This window comes from Streptomyces sp. NPDC054757, assembly GCF_053612185.1.
On record NZ_JBSHBW010000003.1, the window covers coordinates 267,021 to 289,136 of the forward strand.

Sequence of the window (22,116 nt, forward strand, 5' to 3'; positions counted from 1 at the left end):
CGGCCGTGTATTCCGGTAAACGCCATATAAGTGCCGCGTGATCTGTATCACCCGGCCCCGCCTCGGTATCTGACCTTCCGTCAGAATGTAACGTGTTCTAGTCTCGTTGCGCATGGGCATCGGAATCACGCAGGAGCAGAGGGAGTTGGCCGAAGCCGTACGGGGGCTGCTGGCGCGCGAGGTGCCGCCGGGGAAGGCCCGCGCACGGCTCGACGCGCCACCCGGCGGTGACGGTGGTGGCGGTACCGGGGGCCGCCCGGGTGCGCGGCCGGCCCACTGGGACGTGCTCGCCGGGCAGGGGCTGCTGGGCGCGCACCTCCCCGAGGAGTACGGGGGAGGGGGCGGCGGCCTCGTCGAGCAGGCCGTCATCCTGGAGGAGGCGGCCCGGGCGGCGCTCCCCGGCCCGTATCTGCCGACCGTGCTGGCCTCCGCCGTACTGCACCGGGCGGGCCGCCCCGATCTCGCGGCGCCGCTCGCGGACGGCCGCCGTACCGGCGCGGTGGCTCTGGGAAACCCGGACGATCCGGTGCTCGGCGGTGCGGAGGCCGATCTGGTCCTGCTGCGCCACGAGGGGCGCTGGGCCGCCGTGGACGCCGACGGGCTCGATGTGCGCCCCCAGCAGAGCGTGGACCCGACCCGGCCGACCGCCGGGGTACGGCTGCGGGGAGAGATCCCCGCCGACCGGCTGCTGACGCTCGACGCCACACTCGTCACCGATCTGGCGGCCGTCCTCTTCGCCGCCGACGCCTGCGGCACCGCGGCCTGGGCGCTGCACACCGCCACCGAACACGCCAAAGTACGCGAGCAGTTCGGGCGGCCCATCGGCCAGTTCCAGGCGGTCAAGCACCTCTGCGCGGACATGCTGCTACGGGTCGAGCAGGCCAGGGCGCTGACCTGGGACGCGGCGCGGGCCGCCGGAGAGGGCGCGGATACGGCGGGCACGGAAGCGGCGGACGCGGGCGTCCCGCCGCCGGGGACGCCCGCGCCCGAGAGGGGGACCGCGCACGTCCCGGACGAAGGAACGGCGGACGTCCCCGACGGAGGAACGGCGGGCGTCCCCGGCGGCGGGGCGGCGTGCGCGGGCGGGTCCGTGGCCGCTGCCACCTCGGCGGGCGTGCGCGGGCTGGTCGCCGCGCTCGCCGCTGCCACCGCGCTGGACGCCGCGTACAGCTGCGCCAAGGACTGCATCCAGATCCTCGGCGGCACCGGCTTCACCTGGGAACACGACGCCCATCTCCATCTGCGCCGCGCCGTCGTCGCCCGGCAGCTGCTCGGCCCAGGCGACACCCACCGCGCGCGGGCCGTGCGGTACGCCGCATCCGGTGCGCGCCGGGAACTGCGCCTGGAGCTGCCGGCCGATGCGAAGCCGTACCGGGAGCGGGCCCGTGAGGCGCTGGGGGCGGCCCGCGGCCTCGATCCCGCAGGGGCCCGCCGCGCCCTCGCCCCCACCGGATACGCCGCGCCGCACCTGGCGGAGCCGTACGGTCTGGGCGCGGGGCCGGTCCAACAGCTCGCCGTACAGCAGGAGATGGCCGCCGCCGGGGTGCGGATCAGCGACCTCGGGATCGCCACCTGGGTGGTGCCCTCGCTGCTCACATACGGGACGGACGAGCAGCGCGCCCGGTATCTGGCCCCGACGCTCCGCGGCGATCTGCTCTGGTGCCAGCTCTTCTCGGAGCCCGGCGCCGGATCCGACCTCGCCTCGCTGCGCACCCGCGCGGACCGGGTCGAAGGCGGCTGGCTGGTCAACGGCCAGAAACTCTGGACATCGGCCGCACAGTGGGCCGACCACGGAATCCTGCTCGCCCGTACGGACCAGGAGGCACCCCGGCACCAGGGGCTCACCTACTTCCTGGTGGACATGAAGCAGACCTCGGGGATCGACATCAGGCCGCTGAAGGAGATCACCGGCGACTCGCTCTTCAACGAGGTGTACTTCGACGACGTACTGCTGCCCGACGACGCGGTACTCGGCGCGGTCGACGACGGCTGGCGGGTGGCCCGCAACACGCTCGGCAACGAACGCGTCCACATGGCCGACCAGCTGACCTTCCCCACCGGTCTCGAAGCGCTGATCGCCCGGTCCGAAGGGCTCGACGGCGCCCAGCGGGTCCGGATCGGAGCGCTCGCCGCCGAGGCGCACGCCCTCGCCTGCATCGGGCTGCGCACCACGCTCCAGCAGGTCTCCGGAGTCGAACCGGGCGCGGGCGCCTCCGTACGGAAGCTGGTGCAGACCCCGCACCAGCAGAAGGTCGCCGAGCTGGCGCTCGAACTGCTCGGCCCGGCCGGTGCGCTCCGCGAAGGGGCGGGGGAGCAGGCCGTGCACGGCTTTCTGATGTCGCGCTGTCTGACCATCGCGGGCGGGACCACACAGGTGCAGCTCAATGTCGTCGCGGAGCGCCTGCTCGGTCTGCCGCGCGATCCGTGAGACCCGCGGGCGGGGCTACCCCGCGATGCTCCAGGCCCAGAGCTTCCCCTTCGCGATGGCCTTGAGGAGCCGGTTGAAGTCGTCCTTGACGGTCTGCGGTGTCTTGTCCTGCGGAAACAGCGGCAGGAGCCGCTGCCGGCCGAGCGCCTCGCCGGACAGCCGCTGCTTGTACCGGTTGTAGACCTTCGCGATGTCGCTCCGTACCTGCCCGCCCTCCGAGTTGCCGACGATGGGCAGGCCGCGCGTGCGGGCGTCATTGGTCGCGGCGATGGAGGCGATGTCCATCAGGAAGCAGTCGATGAGGTCCGTGACGTCCTGCTCCCGGGCGCCCGGCTGCCGGTTCTGTACATCCCTCAGCAGCAGGTCCGCCATCTCCAGGGTGACATCGCGGTAGATGTTGAAGCGCGGGCTGCCGGGGATCGCCCCGAGCACATGGTCCGGCTGCTTGGCCTTGTCCGAGTTCATCGTGGGCATCTCGCCGGGCGTTCCCCGCTCCTCCTGCTCCAGCCCGGGTACCGGCATCGGCAGACCCCGGAAGCCCTCCTCCTCGCCCCGCAGGCCCGGCTTGCTCTCCGCCAGAGGGTGGATGCCGAACTCGTGGCAGAGCATTCCGGCGATGTGCCCGATGCCGTAGTTCTCGAAGTAGTAGGAGGCCAGGGTGACGAAGACCCCCCGCTCGCCCTTGTCGCTCACCTCGGCCGGGGTCTCCGTGGTGCGCTTCTCCAGGGTGATCTCGCAGGGGCGGCCACCCACGTACCGCATGATCTCGGTGTGTGACGTGAGGAGCTGGATGATCCGGGTGGCCTTCTCGTGGTACTCCGGGTACTTGGCCGACACGTTGGTGAACGCGACGGTGCCGCTGGCCACCCGCATCCGCTGCACCGTGGGCGCCGAGGACACCGCACGCTGTACGTCCGCCCCGGCCGCCTCGCGCGGGCCGCCCGCCCCGGCCTGCTCCCCGCTCCCGCCGGACCGGCCGGTCCCGCGCAGCATCCGGACGACTGCCGCGTTGCCCGCGCTGCGCTGCAGGGCGGCCAGCCGCTGCGGGGAGCCGGGGCCCTCGGCGGATGCGGAGGCGGACGGCCGGGCGGCGGGCGGACGGGCCGGCGCCCGGCCGGCGTGCGCGCTCTCGGGTGTCCTGGCGGTCTCTCGGGGACGCATGGGGGGCTCTTCCGGCAGCGGGACGCGGATAACCCTTCCTGCATACCCCGCGCGGGGGTGGCGGCGCCAGGGGCGCAGGGGCAGCGGCTGCCGCCTGAAGAGGCAGGTCCCGGTGGCTGGGTTCCTGGACATCCGGGCCCGCGGCCTTCCGCTGACCGCTTCCCGCTGCCACTATGCATTTATCTGACGGTGTGTCAGGTGTGAGGTGTCGGATGTGAGTGTCGGAGTACGCGTGCCGATATGAGTGTCGGATACGAGCGTGGGACGCGAGACCGGACACGGGCGCCCGGCGGTGCTGCCGGGCGTGCGACCGGGGCAGCGGACCCGGGAGGCGGGACAGGACCATGAAGGCGTACATCGTCGGCGTCGGGATGACCAGGTTCGAGAAGCCGGAGAGCCGCGACTGGCAGTACTGGGACATGGCGAAGGAGGCGGGCACCCAGGCGCTCGCCGATGCCGGGGTCACCTACGGACAGGTGCAGCAACTCCCCGTGGGCTACTGCTTCCAGCCCTCCACGGCCGGCCAGCGCGCCGCATACGAACTGGGGCTCACCGGGATACCCGTCTACAACGTCAACAACAACTGCGCCACCGGATCGACGGCGCTGATGATGGCACGGCAGTTCGTGGAGGGCGGTGTCGCGGACTGTGTGCTCGCCCTCGGCTTCGAGAAGATGCAGCGCGGCGCACTCGGCGGCGGCGCGGACAGCGGGGACTTCAAGACATCGCCGGTGGCCAGGCACTACGGGGTCATGGCGGCCGGACACGGCTTCGAGATGACACCGCCCACCGCGCAGATCTTCGGCAACGCGGCCCGCGAGCACATGGAGCGCTACGGGACGACCGCCGCCCAGCTGGCCGCGGTCGGCGCCAAGAACCACCGGCACTCGGCACAGAACCCGCGCGCCCAGTTCCAGGACGTCTACACGGTGGACGAGATCCTGGCGGCGAAGACCATCCACCGGCCGCTCACCAAACTCCAGTGCTCACCGACATCGGACGGCTCAGCGGCGGCGGTCGTCGTGTCGGAGCGGTTCGTCATCGAGCACGGTCTGCACGGCAAGGCGGTGGAGATCGCGGGACAGGCCATGACGACGGACACCGAGGAGAGCTTCGCCTCCGGGTCCTGCATCGACGTGGTGGGCCGGCCGATGTCACGCGAGGCGGCCCGGCAGGCGTACGGCCGGTCCGGGCTCGGTATCGAGGACGTGGACGTCGTCGAACTGCACGACTGCTTCTCGGTCAACGAACTGCTGACGTACGAGGCGCTGGGCATGTGCGCCGAAGGGGAGTCGGGCAAGCTCGTGGAGAGCGGGGCGACCACCTACGGCGGCCGGTGGGTGGTGAACCCGTCGGGCGGTCTGATCTCCAAGGGCCACCCACTGGGCGCGACCGGCCTGGCCCAGGCGGCCGAACTGGTCTGGCAACTGCGCGGCGAGGCCGGAGCCCGGCAGGTACCCGGGGCCCGGGTCGGCCTCGCGCACAACATCGGACTGGGCGGGGCGGCGGTGGTGACGGTGCTGCGGAGGGGGTGAGGCGGGACTGGGCGGCCCTGGACCGGCAGCGGCGAGCTGAACGGCGACGGCTTCCGTGTGTTCTGTCCGGCCGGGACGGCACTGGCGGAGCGGGACAGCCCTTGGTCCGCTGGTGTGCGCTGCCTCTCGGATGCGCCCCTGCGCCGAGGGGCGCTCTATTCGATATACCCGGTAGTCGGATCCACCTGGTTCAGGAAGTCCCGTGCTGACTTTTCCCATTCCGATGCGCTCAAGGCTCTGGCCGGCTGCACCGCAGAAGTGAAGCCGTATCCGGGGTTGGGCCCGGTGAGCCACGTGAAGTCGTACGTGCCCCGCTGCCCGGGGCGTTTGACCACCTCGAACTTCTCCCCGTCAACCACCAGCGTCTGCCGTGTGCTGCGCCTCTTCATGGTCACCAGTCTGCCCGGTCCTGCGACGCCGGCGGCCTGCCCGGTCTCCGCGCCTCGGGGGACGGCGGGCGCACGCCGCGGCTGTTGGCGTTCTGTTGGCGGGGGTCCCTAGCGTTTTTCCAGCAGGGGGAGTCAGCAGATCCCCCCTGCGACGTCAAGAGAGGTGGCTCATGGTCGTGGGCCACAACTCCGTTGCTGCACAAGTGAATTCGCTGACGACATCAATCAACAGCCCCAGGCTGACCATCCGCAAAGTGTTACGTGGTGCTCCCGCAAGTACACCGTCTACGCGTAGCGGGAAGACCCGCAGCCACAGATACGTAAGCGGAGGGGCGCCGGGCGGAGAAGAGTTGGCCGATAGTAGGGGCGTGGTGCCGGGGTGACGCGCGGGAGAATTGATTCCGGTTCCGGGCCTGCTGCCCAGTGAACAGGGGTGTTCCCCCACGCGCACGCAGCGGCCCCGGCGACACCGCCCTGTTCCAGTCCGATCCCGGGAAGGATGCTTCGTGCCCCTGTATCTGTCCATCAGGCCGCCCGCCCCCTCCGTCATGCGGTGAAGGGCGCGCTCTCGGGTCTGCCACGAGCCTTCTGGTGGCTGTGGACGAGCACGCTGGTCAACCGCCTCGGCTCGTTCGTGGCCACCTTCCTGGCCCTGTATCTCACCGCGGTCAAGGGATACTCGGCCAGTTTCGCCGGGCTGGTCGTCGCGTCGTACGGGACCGGGGGCGCCGTCGCATCGGTGATCGCCGGAGTCCTCGCGGACCGGGTGGGGCGGCGCCCGACGCTGCTGCTGGCGCAACTCGCCACGGCCACCCTGACCGTCGCCCTGGGACTGGCCTCCCAGCCACTGATGATCGCCGTGCTGTCGTGCCTGCTCGGCGCCGCCTCCGGTGCCTCCAGACCCGTAATCCAGGCGATGATCGCCGACATGGTGCCGGCGGAGGACCGCAGCCGGGCGTTCTCGCTGAACTACTGGGCGATCAACATCGGTTTCGCGGTCGCCTCGGCCTCGGCCGGGCTCATCGTCGCGCACGGATACCTGTGGCTCTTCCTCGGTGAGGCCGCGGCGACACTGGCCTGCGCTCTGATCGTCTTCCGGAAGCTGCCGGAGACCAGACCCGGACCGGCCGCGGAGGACGAGGAGACACGGGGAGGCACCGGGCTCGGCAGCGTCCTGCGCGACGGGCGGTTCATGGCCGTGGCGGGCCTGACCTTCCTCGTGATCACCATTACCCAGCAGTCGGCCACCGCGCTGCCCATCGCCATGACCCGTGACGGGCTGTCAGCCGCCCAGTACGGGTGGGTCATCAGCGGGAACGGGCTCCTGATCGTGGTGCTGCAGATCCCGGTCACCCGGCTGCTGGCCCGCCCGGACCGGATGCGCCTGCTGGTGCTCGCCACCCTGCTGTGCGGTTACGGATTCGGGCTTAACGCGTTCGCGAGTTCCGCTGTCGGGTACTCGCTGGCCCTTGTGGTGTGGACGCTGGCCGAGGTCCTGCACGCGCCGGTGAACATGGACCTGGTCACCAGGCTCTCTCCCGCCCACGCCAAGGGCCGCTATCAGGGTGTCTACACACTGTCCTGGGCGACCGCCTCGCTGGTGGCCCCGTTGCTGGGCGGCCTGGTGATCGACGGCTACGGGCCCCAGGTGCTGTGGGCGGCCTGTGCTGTCGTCGGCACCGTGGCGGGCGCCGGATACTGGCTGCTTCTGCGCCGCGTACCGGCCGAAGGCCAACTCCCCCGGGAGGAGACCGCGCTGGACCCTCTGACCAAAAGCTCGTGAAGCGGCCGGCCCGCCCGGTCCGCCGCTGCCGGGACACGGCGGAGGCGGCGGGCAGTGCCCGCCGCCTCCGGGGGAGAGCGATGACGCCGAGGTCCGGCACCGCCGAGGTCCCGAACCGATGTGGAGGAGCCGCTACAACTGCTTCTCGAAGAGCAGTGCAGACCGGCCCGCGTCGGCACTCGTGCCGGTCTGCCGGTAGCCGTGGCGCCGGCAGAGGGCGAGAGCGGCAGGCTGGTCCGCGCTGGTCTCCAGGACCAGTCGGCGGTACCCGAGTTCGGAACCCCGTCGCTCCAGGTGCTCCAGTGCCCTGCCGCCGAAGCCCCGGCCCCGCCACCGGGGGTGGACCCGTATCTGTTCGATCCTCCCGGCGTCGCCCGCGGCGGGGCGCACGGCTCCCGCGGCCAGGAGGAACCCGCCGAGTGAGCCAATGACCGCATCGCTCCCGTCGTGCAGACAGCGGGCGGAGAAGTTCTCCAGGTCCTCATCGCGGGGGCCGGTGCCGGTGCCGGGCGCGGTGTCACGCAGGCCGGCGATCCCGGGGATGTCGGCGGGTACGGGCCTGCGCAACGTCAGGGGACCGGTGCAGCCGTTCGGCGCGATCCGGCGCACGGCGCCGAGGATCGTACCGTGGTCGAACGCGAGCTCAGGCAGTCCGGAGAGAGCAAGGGGCCACCAGCGGGCCTCCGTCGCGTCGCTGCCGCCCTTCACGGCGGGGCGCTCCGGCAGCAGGCAGGCGTAGGCGAGGCTCACATACCGGCCACGCGGGTCGCGGTCCGGAGCCGCGTACCAGGACAGTGGAGTCAGGTCGAAGCGCTCCAGGGGCAGCCCTGCCTCCTCGGCCAGTTCCCGGCAGGCCGCGTCCTCGGGCGACTCGTGGCGCTCGACCTTGCCACCGGGCAGCGCCCAGTCTCCTCGGTAGGGTTCCCTGCCCCTTTCGACCAGCAGTACCTCCCACCCGTCGGCGCCGGGGGCCAGTACCGCGAGGTCCACCGTCAGAACGACTCCCGCTTGCATGGACATGTTCTCTCCTTACGTATTGGCTGGATTGGCTGGTTGATTTCGGTTGTGCGCAGGTGCGGCCGGCCGGGGGCGCCCGAATGGGCCGGACGGCTTCCGTACCCCTGACGGCTGGAAAGGATCGGCCACTCCGCAGTTGACGACGGCCCGTCCGTACGGGTGGATACCGCGTCGGCACCGCTCGGGAAGAGACGGGCCGCGCGTGCGCGGAGTTGGATCCGTGGCCGAAAAGAGGTGAGGGCAGGTCCGAATATCGCGGTGACAGCAGGGATGGACGGTGAACAAAACCAGCAAGTAACCGTCATTGCCCGGCCAGGAATCGCTGAAACGCCATTGCTCCGGAATCCGCGCCGCCTGTGTGGATGCCTTCGCGATTTCGGAACCCGTTTCGCCGACGTTCATGTAGCGACGTTCACGTTGCGAGTTCCGCGGTCGGCTGTGGACGTTACCACGGTGAAATATCCAATGTGCAGGATGCAGGGGGGGATCTCCCGCGAGGATCCGGTGCCCGGGGAGGGCCCCGTGTCCGGTTCCGCTCGGTGCTGTCCATGCGTCTCCGTATCGGCTCTTCACCGACGCCCCCGGGGGCCGTTCCGTCTCTACCCCGCCCTCTGTACCCCGGTTCGGCCGGTGAAATGTGTACCGGCCGTGCATGTACTGACCAGTTGGTAATTGTTGACGTGTGCTAAGCCGACTGATTCGAGCCATCGATAGAAATGAGTCTCGGTGGCTCAAACAACGCGTCGGCTGGCTTGTTGGCGTGGTTCCTTTCCTTGCGCGTGACGAATCGTGGCCGTGCGAGGCCGTCCATGGTGACCAGCCAGAATGAGAAGACGCGCGCGTAGCGCGGTCGTGTCGGGGATGGAAGGGCGGATTGGCATGGTCTTCGTCACGTTGGACTTACCGCATTCCGTGTGCGAACTTGAGAGGGATCTCATCGAGATCACACAGGTCCGCACTCGGTCGAGTTGAGAGAATGTATGTGCCTGAGGAAATTATTCGGTGCATGGCGCGACGAACCGACTTTGAACCGTTCCGCTTCGATAGTCATTGATGAATGGCCCGGCTCCGATTTATTCAGCTTCTTCCCTCTGCCGGATCGCCCTTTCGACCCCTGTGACGTGCCGGCACGCCGCACGGCGGGAGGACTCTGATGGGCGGCCCGGTCAGTGCGCTGGTCGCGGGAATCCACGACTGGTACGAGGACAGCACCCCGGTCGTCGAGTTCGGTGAAAAGACCGTGTCCCGGGGGGAATTCGCCGCACTCGTCCGCCGCGTCGCCGAGCAGCTCTCGGACTCGGGCCTGCGGCAGGGGGACGTCGTCGCGGTGCGCGACTGCGACGACTGGCAGTGGATCGCCGTCATGCTCGGCATCTGGCGCTCGGGCGGGATCTTCCTGCCGCAGACCACCCCCGACCCGGCACAGCACGCCCCCTGGCCACGCCTGACGGTGCACTGTTCAGCACCCGGAGGGCCGGCCGTGGCGGGCCGGGCAGAAGCTGATGCGACCCGGCTCACGGACGGGACCGCCTATCTGCTGCCCACCTCCGGCAGCACCGGCCGTTCCAAGTGGATCCAGGGCACCTTGCACGGCCTGGACCACTTCGTCGCCTGGGAGATCGAGGAACTGCGGGCGGGCCCGGATGACATCTGCGCCCAGCTCACGGCACCGACGTTCGACCCCGTTCTGCGCGAGGTGCTGGTGCCGCTCGTCGCGGGCGCCCGCCTCGCCGTTCCCGAGGACCGGGCCGGACTCGTACGCTCACCGGCCGCGCTGGACTGGCTGGCCCGTACGGGAGTGACCCTCGTACACGCCGTTCCCACGCTCGCCCGGCTGTGGTGCTCGGGGAACTCGCGGACCGGACTGCCCTCGCTGCGTGCCCTCCTCCTGGCAGGCGAGCCACTGTACGAAGGCGACCTGTACGCCTGGGCGGACCGCTTCGGGACCGGCGCCACCCTCTACAACCTCTACGGCCCCTCCGAGACGACGCTGGCCAAGTGCGCACAGCGCATCGATCTGACCCTCATCAAGGAGGCCGTGTCCGAAGGCAAGGCCGTCGTGGGGCCACCGCTCCCGGAGTGCGGGATCCTCGTGGCCGACGGAGACCGCAGATGTGCCCCGTACGAGGTGGGGGAGGTGCTGATCCGTACGCCGCACGCCTCCAACGGCTACTGGGACATGCCGGATCTGAACGAGGCGCGGTTCGTCCGGAACCCCTTCGCGCCGGAGGATCCGGTGCGTGTCTTCCGGACCCGTGACCTCGGTTATCAACTCCCCGACGGCAGGCTGGTCGTCGAGGGCAGGCTCGACGCCGAGTACAAGTTCCGCGGTGTCCGCGTCGACCTCGGCCTCATCGAGGACGCGATCCGGCGGGTGCCGGGCGTGCGGGACGCCGGGGTCAACGTGGCGACCCCGCCCACCGGTCCGGCTGTCATCGCCGCCTACGTGGTCACCGACCGGCCGGTGCAGGACATCGCCCACGAGCTGCCCACGGATCTGCAAGGCCCCAGGCCCGGCGCCTGGAGAGCCGTGTCAGAACTGCCCAGGACCCACTCCGGCAAGCTGGAACGGAACGCCCTGCCCGCCCTGACCGCCGGCGAAGCGACCACGGACGACACGGCGGACCAGGACCCTTCGGTGCGCACCCTCCTGGGTATCTGGCGAGAGGTCATGCCACTGGCGCCGGGACTCGGCGCGCACTCCTCCTTCACCGACGCGGGAGGCCAGTCCATCGAAGCCGTCCAGGCGCTCAACCGGATCGAGGACGAGTTCGGTGCCGCCCTCGGACTCCGTGACCTTCTCGACCTCCAGACGCCGTACCGGATCGCCGCCCGGATCGCCGCGGTCCAGGGGGGTCCACGACCGTCCAGGACACGGCTCGGCTCCCTCCCGGCCACCGGCCCCCAGCCGCTCACCGGCGCACAGGAGCGGTTCTGGGAGTGGATCGGACGCGACGAGGAACCGGTCCGGTTCCAGTTCCTGTGGGCGGCCCGGCTCAGCGGGCCGGTGGACACCGCACGGCTGGCGGAAGCCGCCGACACCGTACTGCGCGGCGCCGACGGCCAGTGGCTGGCCTTCTCCGGCTCCGGAACCCGGGTACGCCAGTCCTCGTTCGGGCCGCACCCCGCGGTCGAGGTCGTACGGCCCCCGGAGGGCGCCGATCCGCACAGCTGGTGCAGGACCGACGCCGAACGGACCGCCGTCCGCCCCTTCGCCTTCGGCACCGAACCCCTCATGCGGGTACGCATCTACCCCCTCGGGCCCGACGAGACGGCACTGGTGCTCGTCAACCACGTCCTGGCCTCGGACGGCTGGACGAAGGAGCGGTACCTCCGGCAGGTCTGCGCGGTCTACGCGGGTGAGGAGCCGGTCGAGGCGCTGCGGTTCTCGGCCTACGCGGCCTGGGAGGCAGAACAGCGGCCGCTGTGGCCGGACCGGTCAGGTTACTGGGACGAACGCCTGCGGCGGCTGACCGGGATGCGCCTCCCCTGGCGGTCCGGAGCCGGGAACAACCGGCAGAACCACGCGCTGCGCACCGTCTCGTGGAGCCTGGACCGCGAGGAGTCCCAGGCGCTGCGGACGGCATGTGCCGCCGCCGGGACCACGCTGCCCTCCGCTGTCGCCGCCGCTCTGATCCGCGGGCTCCAGGAGTGGACGGGCCGGCCGGACGGGCAGTTGCTGCTGTCGAACGCCAAGCGGCCCGACCCGCGTCTCAACAGCACCCTGGGCTGTTTCACCGACTCGACCGTGCTGCCCTACGGGGCGCTGCCCGAGGCACCGGCCGCGGCGGCCCGTACCGTCGGTGACGAGATCGGCACGGCGCTCCGGCAGTCCCAGCCGTCCTTCCTCTGGCTGCTGCGCCGCTACCGCCCGGATCTCGACCCGCACGACCCCCGCACGTTCCCGGTCATCTTCGCGCCGCAGTCCGACTACTCGACTGCGGTGAATCTGCCCGGCGTACGCGCGCAGGCGCTGGACTGGGGCGAACGGCGGTGGATGTGGCCGCTGGAGTTCTACCCGGTCGTCACCGGCCCGGAGATCCACTTCCATCTCCATCACGCCACCGAGTACTTCGACCACGACCGGGTCGGGGAGCTCGCCGCCGCACTGCGCGCGGAACTCGCCCGACTGGCGAAGAACCCGGCCCCGGAGCACCCGCCGGCCCACTGACCAGCCGGAGCCGACGTCCTCGCGGACGACGTCTCCGGCCTGCCCGCGGCGGGGCCCTGATCACTCCCCGCCGGGAACATCACGCCCCCTCCCAGGAGGTGAAGCCCGTCACCTGAGCCGCCCTGAACCGATCACCCCTCTCGCTGACCCGCACGTCAGAACAGAAAGGCACCCCCCCATGACCATCGCCGACTGGCTCCAGCAGAACGTCACGGACGACAAACGCGCTCTCGACTGGTTCCGCGCTCCCGAGTGCGAGGACCGGATCGTCCGCGGCTACAAGGAATTACTGAGCGGGTACGACATCGACCCGTCCACGATCCTCAAGACGACCTGCCTCGTGGAGGACGAGCACCCGGGGGTCGTCCGCGTCCACGACATCAACTACTTCTCCATCTGCGCCCACCATTTCCTGCCCTTCTACGGGAAGATCGACGTCGCATACGTGCCCGGCAGCCGCATCCTGGGGCTGGGCAAATTCCCCCGGCTGGTGACCGCGTACGCGCGCCGTTTCCAGATACAGGAGCACCTGGTACGGGACATCGCGCAGGAGGTCATGGGGTCCGGCGACGCCCGTGCCGTGCTGGTGAAGTCGACGGGGCGGCACATGTGCATGTGCAGCCGTGGCCCCTCCGACCACACCGTGGTGACCGACACCAGCTGGACCGAGGGTGACCCCGACGTCCTGGCCCGGTACGGCGTTTCCTGAGCCCGGTGAGGACGGCGCCTGTGGGTACTGAGCGCCCGCGGGCGCCGTCCTCCGCCCGGTGGCCGGTCCGCCGCCCGGCTCCGGTGCGCCACGACCGGGCCGAGCGGCGGACCGGCCGGCCGACAGGCGGTCAGCGGGTCAAGACCGAAGAGAAGGGCCATGCATGAGCACGCTTGTTTTCGTCGAATCCTCTTATACCGGGGCGGGCGCCGACTGTGCCCGGATCGCCGTGGACTCGGGCCACGAGGTGGTCCTGGTGTGCCGCGACGCGGTCCCGTACGCCTTCGCGGGGGAGTTGGGACTGCGGATCGTCACCTGCGACACGACTGATCCCGACGCCGTCACCGCCGTCATCGCGGACCTCCCCGATGTGCGGGCGGTCGGCACCACGGACGACTACTCGGGCGCCGTCGTCGCAGCGGTCGCCGAGCGGCTCGGCCTGCCGGGGCCGTCCCCGTCGGTTGCGGCGGCCTGCCGGGACAAGCACGCGCTGCGGCGCGCCCTCCCGGCGGAGCTGAGTCCCGGCTGGCGGTACGCCACCAGCCCGCAAGAGGCCGTGTCGGCCGCGCGCAAGGTGGGCTATCCCGTGGTGGCCAAGCCGACCAATCTCACCGGCAGTGCGCTCGTGGCGGTCCGCCGCAGCGACGAGGAGGTGCTGGCCCACGCGGAGGCGGCCTTCGCGGAGGAGGCCACCCGCGACACCCCCCGGGTGGCGGGGCTCCTCATCGAGGAGTTCGTGGACGGGCCCGAGTTCAGCGTCGAGTTCATGGACGGCGCCGTCATCGGCCTCACGGGCAAGCATCTCGTGCCGGGCCCCGGCTTCGTCGAGCTGGGCCACGACTTCCCCGCGCGGGTGGGCGACGACATCGCGGCCGTGGTCCTGGACGCCGCCGGACGAGCCACCGCGGAGCTCGGTCTGAACTGGGGGCCGGCCCACATGGAGATGCGGTACGGCCCCGACGGCCCGGTTGTCATCGAGGTCAACGCCCGCATCCCCGGCGACCGCATTCCCCGCCTCATCGAGCTGACCACGGGCTTCTCCTTCGCCGAGTCATACGTACGGCGACTGCTCGGCGAACCCCTCCCCGCGCGGCGCAGCCCGGTCGGCCGCGCCGCGTCGATCCGCATGTGGTGCCTGCCGGGGGAGGGAACTCTCCGGGAGATCCGCGGCGTCGCTGAAACGGCAGAGGTTCCCGGTGTTCAGGACCTGGAGTTCCGCGGGGTCGTCGGCCGCCACTACACGCCCAAGATCTCCAACCTGGACCGGATCGGCCATGTGATCACCTGCGCGGACACGGGGGAGGAGGCGGTGGCTGCGGCGGAGACCGCGCTCGCCACCGTGCGGACCACCTGGGGCGAGTGAGAAGGGCTTGGGCTCCGGGGACCACGACCTGCGGACCACGACCTGCGGACCACCGGAACCGGGCCGATATGCGGATGCACCGTGCCGCGCCCGGGTGCGACGATGGCACTCATGCTGCGTACCTCTTCGAACGCCCGCACCACCGTGCGAAGTCCCGCCCCTGCCCGTACCTGGCTGGTGGTATTCGCCGCGTGCGCCGGGCAGTTCCTCGTGGTTCTCGATGTCTCCGTCGTCAATGTCGCCCTGCCCTCGATGCGCACCAGCCTGGGCCTCAGCGCCACCGGACTGCAGTGGGTGGTGAACGCGTACGCCATCGCCTTCGCCGGATTCATGCTGCTGGGCGGCCGGGCCGGGGATCTCTTCGGCCGTAAGCGGATGTTCCTCGTCGGGCTCGGGCTCTTCACGCTCGCCTCGCTCGCCGGGGGACTCGCCCAGGAGGGCTGGCAACTCCTCCTGGCGCGCGCCGTGCAGGGTCTTGGCGCCGCCGTGCTGGCCCCTTCTACGCTCACCATCCTCACCTCGGCCGTCCCGGACGGCGCCGCCCGCGCGCGGGCCATCGCCACCTGGACGGCGGTCGGCGCGGGCGGCGGCGCCGCGGGCGGTCTGGTCGGCGGGGCGCTGACCGACGCGCTCTCCTGGCGCTGGGTGCTGCTGATCAATGTGCCCGTCGGCGCGCTCGTCCTGGCGGGCGCGGCACGCTGGATCTCCGAGAGCCGGTCCACCGGTGCGCGCCGGCTCGACCTGCCCGGCGCGGTCCTGGTCACCGCCGGGACGGCCACCCTCGCGTACGGCATCGTGCAGACCGAGGCCGAGGGGTGGACGGCGGCGGCGACCCTGGTACCGCTGCTCGCCGGGCTCGCTCTGCTCGGCCTGTTCCTGGCCGTCGAGGCGCGCACCCCGCTGCCCCTGATGCCGCTGAAGCTGTTCCGGGTGCGCTCGGTGGCCGCCGCCAACGCCGCGATGTTCGTCTGCGGGGCGGGCAGCTTCGGTATGTGGTTCTTCATGACGCTGTACGCGCAGAACGTGCTGGGTTATACCCCCTTCGGCGCCGGACTCGCCCTCATACCCAGCTCGTTGAGTGTGGTCGCCGGGTCCAAGTCGGCGCCGCGGCTGATGCGGCGCTTCGGCGCCAAGAACGTGGCGGTCGTCGGCATCCTGATCACCGTGGCCGGATTCGGCTGGCAGTCGACGATGACCGCGCACGGCGGGTACCTCACCTCGATCATGCTGCCCGGCATGCTGATGATGGCCGGTGCGGGACTCGCCATGACCCCGCTCGCCTCGCTCGCCACATCGGGCGCCGCACCGGGCGACGCCGGTCTGGTCTCCGGCCTCGTCAACACCTCCCGGACACTGGGCGGTTCGCTGGGCCTCGCGGTCCTCTCCACCGTCGCCGCCGCCCGCACCGGGGGCGGCACCGGAGCGGAGGCGCTGACCGCGGGATACGCGCTGGCGTTCCGGTGCGGCGGGTTCATCCTGCTCGCCGGTGCGCTGCTGATGCTGGTGTGGATGCCCGGGGACCGTCGACCGGTCATCGGCCGGCCACTCTCCTCGTACCCGCCGTCCGGCGACTGACCGCGCCCCCGCTCCCGGCCGGGCAGCGCGAACCGGCCGCTACAGCCACCCCTGCTGCCGGGCCGACCGGACGGCCTCCATCCGGTTGCGGGTGCCGGTCTTGCCGATCGCCGACGAGAGGTAGTTGCGGACCGTCGACTCCGAGAGGTGCAGCTTCCCGGCGATGTCCGAGACGGTCGCCCCGTCCACCGACGCGTTCAGCACATCGCACTCGCGTGCCGTGAGCGGGCTGGGCCCCGCGCTCAGCGCGGCGGCGGCCAGGGCGGGGTCGATGACCGTCTCCCCGGCCAGCACCCGGCGGATCGCCGCCGCCAGATCCTCCACCGGACCGTCCTTGACCAGGAAACCCGCGGCGCCCGCCTCCATCGCGCGGCGCAGATAGCCGGGCCTGCCGAAGGTGGTGAGGATCAGCACCCGGCACTCCGGCGCCCGCGAGCGCAGCTCGGCGGCGGCGTCGAGCCCGCTGCGGCCCGGGAGTTCGATGTCGAGCAGCGCCACATCGGGCCCCGCATCCAGGACCGCCGCGACGATCGCGTCGCCGGTGGCCACCTGGGCGACCACCTCGATGTCCTCCTCAAGGCCGAGGAGCAGAGCGAGCGCTCCCCGCATCATGCCCTGGTCTTCGGCGAGGAGGACTCGGATCATGCGCTGCTCTCCCGATCTGCTGGTCTCTGTGTGGTGTGCGCGCCGGGCCCGGGGGCCGCGACGGCGGTGGTCTCCACCGGCAGTTCGGCCACCAGGCGGAAGCCGGACCGCTGGCCGCGGCCCGCGTCCAGCGAGCCGCCCGCCGCCGCCAGGCGTTCGGTCAGGCCCTTCAGCCCGCTGCCGGGTGGCGTCGAGCCTACGCCGCGCCCATTGTCGCTGATCACCAGCCGTACCCGTTCGGGCTTCTCGCCGTCCACGGTGATCTCGCACCGGGTGGCCCCGCTGTGCCGCACCACATTGGTGACGGCCTCCCGGACGACCCAGCCGAGCAGCGAAGCGCTCTGCGGTTCGAGAGGCGGCCCCGACTGCCGTACGACGGGCTCGACCCCGGCGGCGGTCAGCGCGGAGCGCGCACTGTCCAGTTCGCTGGCGAGGCTGGCGTCCCGGTACCCGGTGACCGCTTCGCGGATCTCGGTGAGCGCCTGCCGGCCGACCGTCTCGATGTCGGAGATCTGGGAGAGCGCCGCGTCGATGTCACGCGGGGCCAGCCTGCGGGCCGCCTCCGACTTCACCACGATCACCGAGAGGGTGTGGCCGAGCAGATCGTGCAGATCGCGCGAGAAACGCAGCCGCTCCTTCTCGACCGCCGAACGGGCCAGCTCCTGACGGGTGGCGCGCAGCTCCATGACGGTCTCGGAGAGGGTGAGGATCGCGGCGGTCACCGCACCCGAGATGAAGGTGCCGTACCCGAGCGTCCAGGGGTCCCACGGGCTGTGCCCCTCGGTGCCCGAGATGTACCCGGCGGAGCCGGAGAGCACCATCAGCGTGAAGCCGAGCCGCCGGTCGCGCAGGGTGGTGCCGACAGCCAGCGAGAGCAGCGGGAAGAACAGCAGCCAGCTGCCTCCGTAGCCGAGTGCCAGACCGTAGGTGATGGCCGCCAGCGTGCCGAGCAGCCAGAGCGTCGTACGGCTCTGCCGCTTCTCCTTGTCGAACGCCCGGAACGCGATGGAGATGTAGAGGGAGTTGAAGGCCAGCAGCCCGGCCCCGCCGATCCACGGGTTCGGGGCCTCGCCGCCGATCAGGTTGGAGAAGCTGCCCAGGCCGAGCAGCAGCCAGGGCAGCAGCGTGAAGGCGTTCGGCGGGCCCGCCCGCCGGTTCCTCACCCGTTCCCTGCGCCGCTCCGCGCAGCCGCCGAGCCGCTGCCTCAGCGGGGCCAGTCTCTCCTGCATGATCACTCCCGTCACACCGTCCTCGCCGACCGACGGTACGAGATGACCGCGTACGTGCCGAACACCAGCAGCCAGGCGGCGAGCACCGCCACCGTGCCCAGGGCGGGTGCGCTGCCCCGCGTGGTGGACCAGCCCAGCTCGGCGAACCGGTTGGCCGGGGTGAAGCGGGCCACGGACCGCAGCCAGCCGGGGAAGGCGTCGACCGGGAACCACAGTCCGCCCACGATGGCGAGCCCCATCAGAGAGGCCACGTTCACCACGCCCGTGGTCTGGGCGGTCAGCCGGTAGCCGTTGGCGATCCCGAGCAGGGTGAACGGCAGCGCGCCGATCCACAGCAACAGCGTCAGGACGGCCCACTGCCAGGCGCCGATCCGTACGCCGTTGACGAGCGCCCCGGCGAGCAGCACCGCCAGGATCCCCGGCAGCACGGTCACCGAACCGGAGACCGCCCGGCCCAGCACCACCTGCGTGGGCGGCAGCGGAGTGACCCGCAACTGGCGCAGCCAGCCGAGGGACTTGTCGGACGCGACCCCCGTACCGACACCCAGGGCCGCACCCAGCGCGCCGTACGCCGCCATGCCGACCATCGAGGTGACCCGCCAGGCCGCCGAGCCGGAGTCGCTCGGGCCGATGTTGGTGAAGAGCAGATACATCACCACCGGCATCCCGATGCCGAAGATCACGAACCCGGAGTCGCGCAGCGTCCGCCGCACTTCGAGCTTGACGTATTCCAGCATCAGACCGCGGCCTTCTCTTCGTGGTGCGGGGAGACCCCGGCGGATCCGGGGCCGCCAGGCGGCCCGTCGGGGGCTTCCCGCGAGGTGAGGGCCAGGAACGCGTCCTCCAGGGTGGCCGGGGCGACCGCGAGACCGCGGATCGCGCCGCGTTCCGCCAGGGCGACGACGGTGGCGTCCGAGTCGTCCGTACGCAGCGACGCCCGGTCCGCGCGGATCTCCACGGCGGTGACACCGGGCAGTGCCTGGAGCCCCTCGGTGGGGGCGCCCGCGAGGTCGAAGGAGACCAGGCTGCCGCCTGCCGCGCGCTTGAGCACATCGGAGCTGCCGTCGGCGACGATGCGGCCCTGGTGGATCACCACGATGCGGTCGGCGTTGCTGTCGGCCTCCTCCAGGTAGTGGGTGGAGAAGAGCACGGTGTTCCCGCGCCGCGCGTACGCCCGCATCGAGTCCCAGAAGGCGCGCCTGGCCTCCACGTCGAGCGCGGCGGTCGGCTCGTCGAGGACGATCAGCTCCGGATTCCCGGCGAGCGCCACAGCGAACCTGACCCGTTGCAGCTGGCCGCCCGAGAGCTTGTCGACCCGGCGCGCCCCGTACTCGCCGAGCCCGGCCATGTCCAGGGCCTCCGCGACCGGCAGCGGGCGCGGATACGTACTGGCCACGAAGGCCACCAGCTCCCGCACCGTCACCCGGGGGATCGGCTGCCCCGCCTGGAGCATCGCCCCCACCAGACCGGCCCCGACCGCCTCGGCGGGTGTCCTGCCGAAGAGCCGCACCCGCCCGCTGTCCGGCTGGTCGAGGCCGAGCAGCAGACTGATGGTGGTGGACTTCCCCGCGCCGTTGCGCCCGAGCAGGGCGACGGTCTCGCCCCGGTGAATCTCCAGGTCGGCGCCGTCCACGGCCCGCACCGCCCCGAACGTCTTGACCGCCCCCGTGAAGCGCACCGCGGGTCCGGTGTCTGCTGTCTGCGTCATGCCCCACACGCTACGAAGCCGGGCGGCCCGTGGACAGATGCGGTTGTACGCAGCCGCCCGGGACAAATGTCACGGCCGAGCCGTGAGGCCGTGAGCTGCGAGCCGTGAGCCGTGAGCCGCGAGCCGTGAGCCGTGAGTCGTGGCCGGATACAGCGGGCCGCGCGGACGGGCCTATCTGACGTACCGTCAGCAGTCTTCACAACTCACGAGGGGTGCGTTATACATGGGGCCATCGGCCTAGAACGCGTTCTACAAAGGGCGCCGGGGGCCGGTCCCGTACGACCTCGGTGCGCCTGACGGTGCGGACGGTCGCACCGAGGTCTTTCCACCGTCAAGGAGCGCTTGCCCCATGCCCATTGATGCCGCAGAGGCCGTCGCCGCCGAGCCGCGTTCCGGCGAGATCGCCTGGGACCACAAGGACATCCAGCTCTACCACCTGGGAATCGGTGCGGGCCGGCCCGCCCTCGCCGCCGACGAACTGCGCTACACCCTGGAGTCCAGGCTCCATGTCCTGCCCAGCTTCGCGACCGTCGCGGGCGCCCGGATGGCGCTGATGGGCGGGCTCGCGGCCCCCGGCATCGATGTGGATCTGGCAGCCGTCCTGCACGGCGGCCAGACCATCACCCTGCACCGGCCGATCCCCGTCGCGGCGACGGCGCGGTCCACCGCCCGGGTCCAGGCCGTGTACGACAAGGGGAAGGCGGCCGTCATCGTGCTGCGCTCCGAAGTCGCCGACGAACAGGGCCCGTTGTGGACCAGCGACTCACAGATCTTCGTACGCGGCGAGGGCGGCTTCGGCGGCGAACGCGGCCCCTCCGCCCGCCTCGACCTCCCCGACCGCGCCCCCGACCGCACCGAGGACCGCCCGATCCGGGAGGACCAGGCACTGCTCTACCGGCTCTCGGGCGACTGGAACCCGCTGCACGCCGACCCGGAGTTCGCCAAGCTCGCCGGGTTCGACCGGCCTATCCTGCACGGGCTCTGCTCGTACGGAATGACGCTCAAGGCCGTCGTCGACACGGCGCTCGGCGGCGATGTGGCCCGGGTCGGCTCGTACACCACCCGCTTCGCCGGGGTGGTCTTCCCCGGTGAGACGCTCCGGATCCGGATGTGGCATTCGCCGGGCCGGGTCCAGGTGGCCGTCTCGGCCGTCGAGCGGGACGAGGCGCCGGTCCTCGCCGACACGGTGGTCACCCACCACTGACCCCGCCCCCGCCGACCCCTCGTCCTCTCGCAGCCCACCCCCCGATCCACCAGCCCAGCCGTATGTGAGGAGCCGCACCATGCGCGCAGCCGTACTGCACGAGACCGGCCAGGACAAACTCGAAGTCCTCGACGACATCGAGGCGGTGGGCTTCGGCCCCGGCAAGGTCCGGATCAGGGTCCGGGCCACGGGCCTCTGCCACTCGGACGTCTCGGCGATGAACGGGGTGCTGCCGCAGCCCGCGCCGTTCGTGCCCGGCCACGAGGGCGCGGGCGAGATCCTCGACGTCGGCGACGGTGTGACCGGTGTCGAGCAGGGCGACCGGGTGGTGCTCTGCTGGCTGCCCGCCTGCGGTACCTGCCCGGCCTGCAAACGCGGCCAGACCGAGCTGTGTCTCGCCGGGTTCATGAACGCGGGCACCCCCAACTTCAAGCGCCCCGGCGGCGATGTCTTCGGCTTCGCCGGGACCGGCACCTTCACCGAGGAGGTCGTCGTGGACGCCGGGTGCGCGGTGCCGATCCCCGACGATGTGCCGTTCGAGATCGCGGCGCTCATCGGCTGCGGGGTGACCACCGGCCTCGGCGCCGCCGTCAATACCGCCGATGTGGAGGCCGGTTCGTCGGTCGCCGTGATCGGCTGCGGCGGAGTCGGCATCTCCGCCATCCAGGGCGCACGGCTCAGGGGTGCCTCCCAGATCGTCGCCGTCGACCCGGTGGCCTCCCGCCGGGAGGCCGCACTCAACTTCGGCGCGACGGAGGCCGTGGCGCCGGACGCGCTGGACGACGCCAAGCAGCGCATCACGGCCGGGGAGGGCTTCGACTACGTCTTCGAGGTCGTCGGCAAATCGGCCACCGCCCGCAAGGCGTACGAGACCACCCGGCGCGGTGGCACCCTCTGCATCGTGGGCGCGGGCGCCATGGACGACTTCCTCCAGCTCAACATGTTCGAGCTGTTCTTCGACGAGAAGCGGATCCTGCCCTCCATGTACGGGGGAGGGGACGTGGTCCGTTCGTACGAGCGGGCCATCTCGCTCTGGCGGGCGGGCCGTATCGACCTCGAAGGGCTGATCACCCACCGGGTGAACCTCGCCGGGATCAACGACGCCCTGGACCAGATGCGCTCAGGCGAGGCGCTGCGCACCTGCATCGAGATCTGACACCCGGACCACCGGGGCCGGAGCCGCAGCACTCGAAGCCCCG

16 protein-coding genes are annotated in these 22,116 nt (G+C 71.3%); 9 read left to right on the forward strand and 7 right to left on the reverse strand.

Features of this window, described 5'->3' with window-relative positions:
• Window positions 1-112 precede the first annotated feature (112 nt).
• Window positions 113-2,428 (forward strand): acyl-CoA dehydrogenase, encoded by a 2,316-nt coding sequence (locus ACWGKJ_RS06365; RefSeq protein WP_453315676.1) that lies wholly within the window; start codon window positions 113-115, stop codon window positions 2,426-2,428.
• Window positions 2,429-2,443: 15 nt separating this feature from the next.
• Here the strand turns inward: ACWGKJ_RS06365 and ACWGKJ_RS06370 are convergent, their stop codons facing one another.
• Window positions 2,444-3,589: a hypothetical protein gene (locus tag ACWGKJ_RS06370; RefSeq protein ID WP_385033355.1), complete on the reverse strand. Its 1,146-nt coding sequence runs from the start codon at window positions 3,587-3,589 to the stop codon at window positions 2,444-2,446.
• Window positions 3,590-3,933: 344 nt separating this feature from the next.
• Between ACWGKJ_RS06370 and ACWGKJ_RS06375 the strand changes: the two genes are divergently transcribed.
• Complete coding sequence (locus tag ACWGKJ_RS06375) at window positions 3,934-5,124, forward strand: lipid-transfer protein (RefSeq protein ID WP_385033358.1); 1,191 nt, start codon at window positions 3,934-3,936, stop codon at window positions 5,122-5,124.
• A 155-nt stretch (window positions 5,125-5,279) separates the two neighbouring features.
• On the opposite strand, the gene ACWGKJ_RS06380 is transcribed toward ACWGKJ_RS06375, so the two are convergent.
• Window positions 5,280-5,513 carry a hypothetical protein gene (locus ACWGKJ_RS06380; RefSeq protein WP_385033361.1) on the reverse strand — a complete coding sequence of 78 codons (234 nt, stop codon included), beginning with the start codon at window positions 5,511-5,513 and terminating at the stop codon, window positions 5,280-5,282.
• A gap of 553 nt (window positions 5,514-6,066) precedes the next feature.
• Between ACWGKJ_RS06380 and ACWGKJ_RS06385 the strand changes: the two genes are divergently transcribed.
• Window positions 6,067-7,296: an MDR family MFS transporter gene (locus tag ACWGKJ_RS06385; protein WP_385033364.1), complete on the forward strand. Its 1,230-nt coding sequence runs from the start codon at window positions 6,067-6,069 to the stop codon at window positions 7,294-7,296.
• Window positions 7,297-7,428: 132 nt separating this feature from the next.
• Here ACWGKJ_RS06385 and ACWGKJ_RS06390 read toward each other — a convergent pair whose 3' ends face one another.
• Complete coding sequence (locus ACWGKJ_RS06390; RefSeq protein ID WP_385033367.1) at window positions 7,429-8,316, reverse strand: GNAT family N-acetyltransferase; 888 nt, start codon at window positions 8,314-8,316, stop codon at window positions 7,429-7,431.
• Window positions 8,317-9,466: 1,150 nt separating this feature from the next.
• Between ACWGKJ_RS06390 and ACWGKJ_RS06395 the strand changes: the two genes are divergently transcribed.
• From ACWGKJ_RS06395 to ACWGKJ_RS06410, 4 genes are all read left to right on the forward strand, one after another.
• Window positions 9,467-12,484 carry an AMP-binding protein gene (locus ACWGKJ_RS06395; protein WP_385033370.1) on the forward strand — a complete coding sequence of 1,006 codons (3,018 nt, stop codon included), beginning with the start codon at window positions 9,467-9,469 and terminating at the stop codon, window positions 12,482-12,484.
• 178 nt (window positions 12,485-12,662) lie between these two features.
• Window positions 12,663-13,193, forward strand: coding sequence for a GTP cyclohydrolase I (gene folE, locus ACWGKJ_RS06400; protein ID WP_385033373.1), 531 nt, complete (start codon window positions 12,663-12,665; stop codon window positions 13,191-13,193).
• 163 nt (window positions 13,194-13,356) lie between these two features.
• Complete coding sequence (locus ACWGKJ_RS06405) at window positions 13,357-14,556, forward strand: ATP-grasp domain-containing protein (protein WP_385023520.1); 1,200 nt, start codon at window positions 13,357-13,359, stop codon at window positions 14,554-14,556.
• 111 nt (window positions 14,557-14,667) lie between these two features.
• The gene (locus ACWGKJ_RS06410; RefSeq protein ID WP_385023522.1) at window positions 14,668-16,131 is read left to right on the forward strand and encodes an MFS transporter; all 1,464 of its coding nucleotides are present in this window, start codon (window positions 14,668-14,670) and stop codon (window positions 16,129-16,131) included.
• A 39-nt stretch (window positions 16,132-16,170) separates the two neighbouring features.
• Here ACWGKJ_RS06410 and ACWGKJ_RS06415 read toward each other — a convergent pair whose 3' ends face one another.
• The 4 genes from ACWGKJ_RS06415 to ACWGKJ_RS06430 are packed head-to-tail and all read right to left on the reverse strand — an operon-like array spanning window position 16,171 to window position 19,683.
• Entirely contained in the window at window positions 16,171-16,776 is a 606-nt protein-coding gene (locus ACWGKJ_RS06415; RefSeq protein ID WP_385023524.1) for a response regulator, read from the reverse strand.
• Window positions 16,773-18,005 (reverse strand): sensor histidine kinase, encoded by a 1,233-nt coding sequence (locus ACWGKJ_RS06420; protein ID WP_385023526.1) that lies wholly within the window; start codon window positions 18,003-18,005, stop codon window positions 16,773-16,775. The genes ACWGKJ_RS06415 and ACWGKJ_RS06420 overlap by 4 nt, the downstream gene beginning before the upstream one ends.
• Window positions 18,006-18,016: 11 nt before the next feature.
• Window positions 18,017-18,742 carry an ABC transporter permease gene (locus ACWGKJ_RS06425; RefSeq protein WP_385023528.1) on the reverse strand — a complete coding sequence of 242 codons (726 nt, stop codon included), beginning with the start codon at window positions 18,740-18,742 and terminating at the stop codon, window positions 18,017-18,019.
• On the reverse strand, window positions 18,742-19,683 hold the full coding sequence (locus ACWGKJ_RS06430) for an ABC transporter ATP-binding protein (RefSeq protein ID WP_385023610.1): 942 nt from the start codon (window positions 19,681-19,683) through the stop codon (window positions 18,742-18,744). Before ACWGKJ_RS06430 ends, ACWGKJ_RS06425 begins: the two co-directional genes overlap by 1 nt.
• 379 nt (window positions 19,684-20,062) lie before the next feature.
• On the opposite strand from ACWGKJ_RS06430, the gene ACWGKJ_RS06435 reads away from it, so the two are divergent.
• Window positions 20,063-20,917, forward strand: coding sequence for a MaoC/PaaZ C-terminal domain-containing protein (locus ACWGKJ_RS06435; protein ID WP_385023530.1), 855 nt, complete (start codon window positions 20,063-20,065; stop codon window positions 20,915-20,917).
• A gap of 79 nt (window positions 20,918-20,996) precedes the next feature.
• Window positions 20,997-22,073: a Zn-dependent alcohol dehydrogenase gene (locus ACWGKJ_RS06440; RefSeq protein ID WP_385023532.1), complete on the forward strand. Its 1,077-nt coding sequence runs from the start codon at window positions 20,997-20,999 to the stop codon at window positions 22,071-22,073.
• Window positions 22,074-22,116: the final 43 nt, after the last annotated feature.

Excerpts from the sequence above, each read along its gene's own strand:
- ACWGKJ_RS06365 (WP_453315676.1), top strand. The coding sequence starts at position 113 with ATGGGCATCGGAATCACGCAGGAGCAGAGGGAGTTGGCCGAAGCCGTA.
- ACWGKJ_RS06370 (WP_385033355.1), bottom strand. The coding sequence starts at position 3,589 with ATGCGTCCCCGAGAGACCGCCAGGACACCCGAGAGCGCGCACGCCGGC.
- ACWGKJ_RS06375 (WP_385033358.1), top strand. The coding sequence starts at position 3,934 with ATGAAGGCGTACATCGTCGGCGTCGGGATGACCAGGTTCGAGAAGCCG.
- ACWGKJ_RS06380 (WP_385033361.1), bottom strand. The coding sequence starts at position 5,513 with ATGAAGAGGCGCAGCACACGGCAGACGCTGGTGGTTGACGGGGAGAAG.
- ACWGKJ_RS06390 (WP_385033367.1), bottom strand. The coding sequence starts at position 8,316 with ATGTCCATGCAAGCGGGAGTCGTTCTGACGGTGGACCTCGCGGTACTG.
- ACWGKJ_RS06395 (WP_385033370.1), top strand. The coding sequence starts at position 9,467 with ATGGGCGGCCCGGTCAGTGCGCTGGTCGCGGGAATCCACGACTGGTAC.
- folE (WP_385033373.1), top strand. The coding sequence starts at position 12,663 with ATGACCATCGCCGACTGGCTCCAGCAGAACGTCACGGACGACAAACGC.
- ACWGKJ_RS06405 (WP_385023520.1), top strand. The coding sequence starts at position 13,357 with ATGAGCACGCTTGTTTTCGTCGAATCCTCTTATACCGGGGCGGGCGCC.
- ACWGKJ_RS06410 (WP_385023522.1), top strand. The coding sequence starts at position 14,668 with ATGCTGCGTACCTCTTCGAACGCCCGCACCACCGTGCGAAGTCCCGCC.
- ACWGKJ_RS06415 (WP_385023524.1), bottom strand. The coding sequence starts at position 16,776 with ATGATCCGAGTCCTCCTCGCCGAAGACCAGGGCATGATGCGGGGAGCG.
- ACWGKJ_RS06420 (WP_385023526.1), bottom strand. The coding sequence starts at position 18,005 with ATGCAGGAGAGACTGGCCCCGCTGAGGCAGCGGCTCGGCGGCTGCGCG.
- ACWGKJ_RS06425 (WP_385023528.1), bottom strand. The coding sequence starts at position 18,742 with ATGCTGGAATACGTCAAGCTCGAAGTGCGGCGGACGCTGCGCGACTCC.
- ACWGKJ_RS06435 (WP_385023530.1), top strand. The coding sequence starts at position 20,063 with ATGCCCATTGATGCCGCAGAGGCCGTCGCCGCCGAGCCGCGTTCCGGC.
- ACWGKJ_RS06440 (WP_385023532.1), top strand. The coding sequence starts at position 20,997 with ATGCGCGCAGCCGTACTGCACGAGACCGGCCAGGACAAACTCGAAGTC.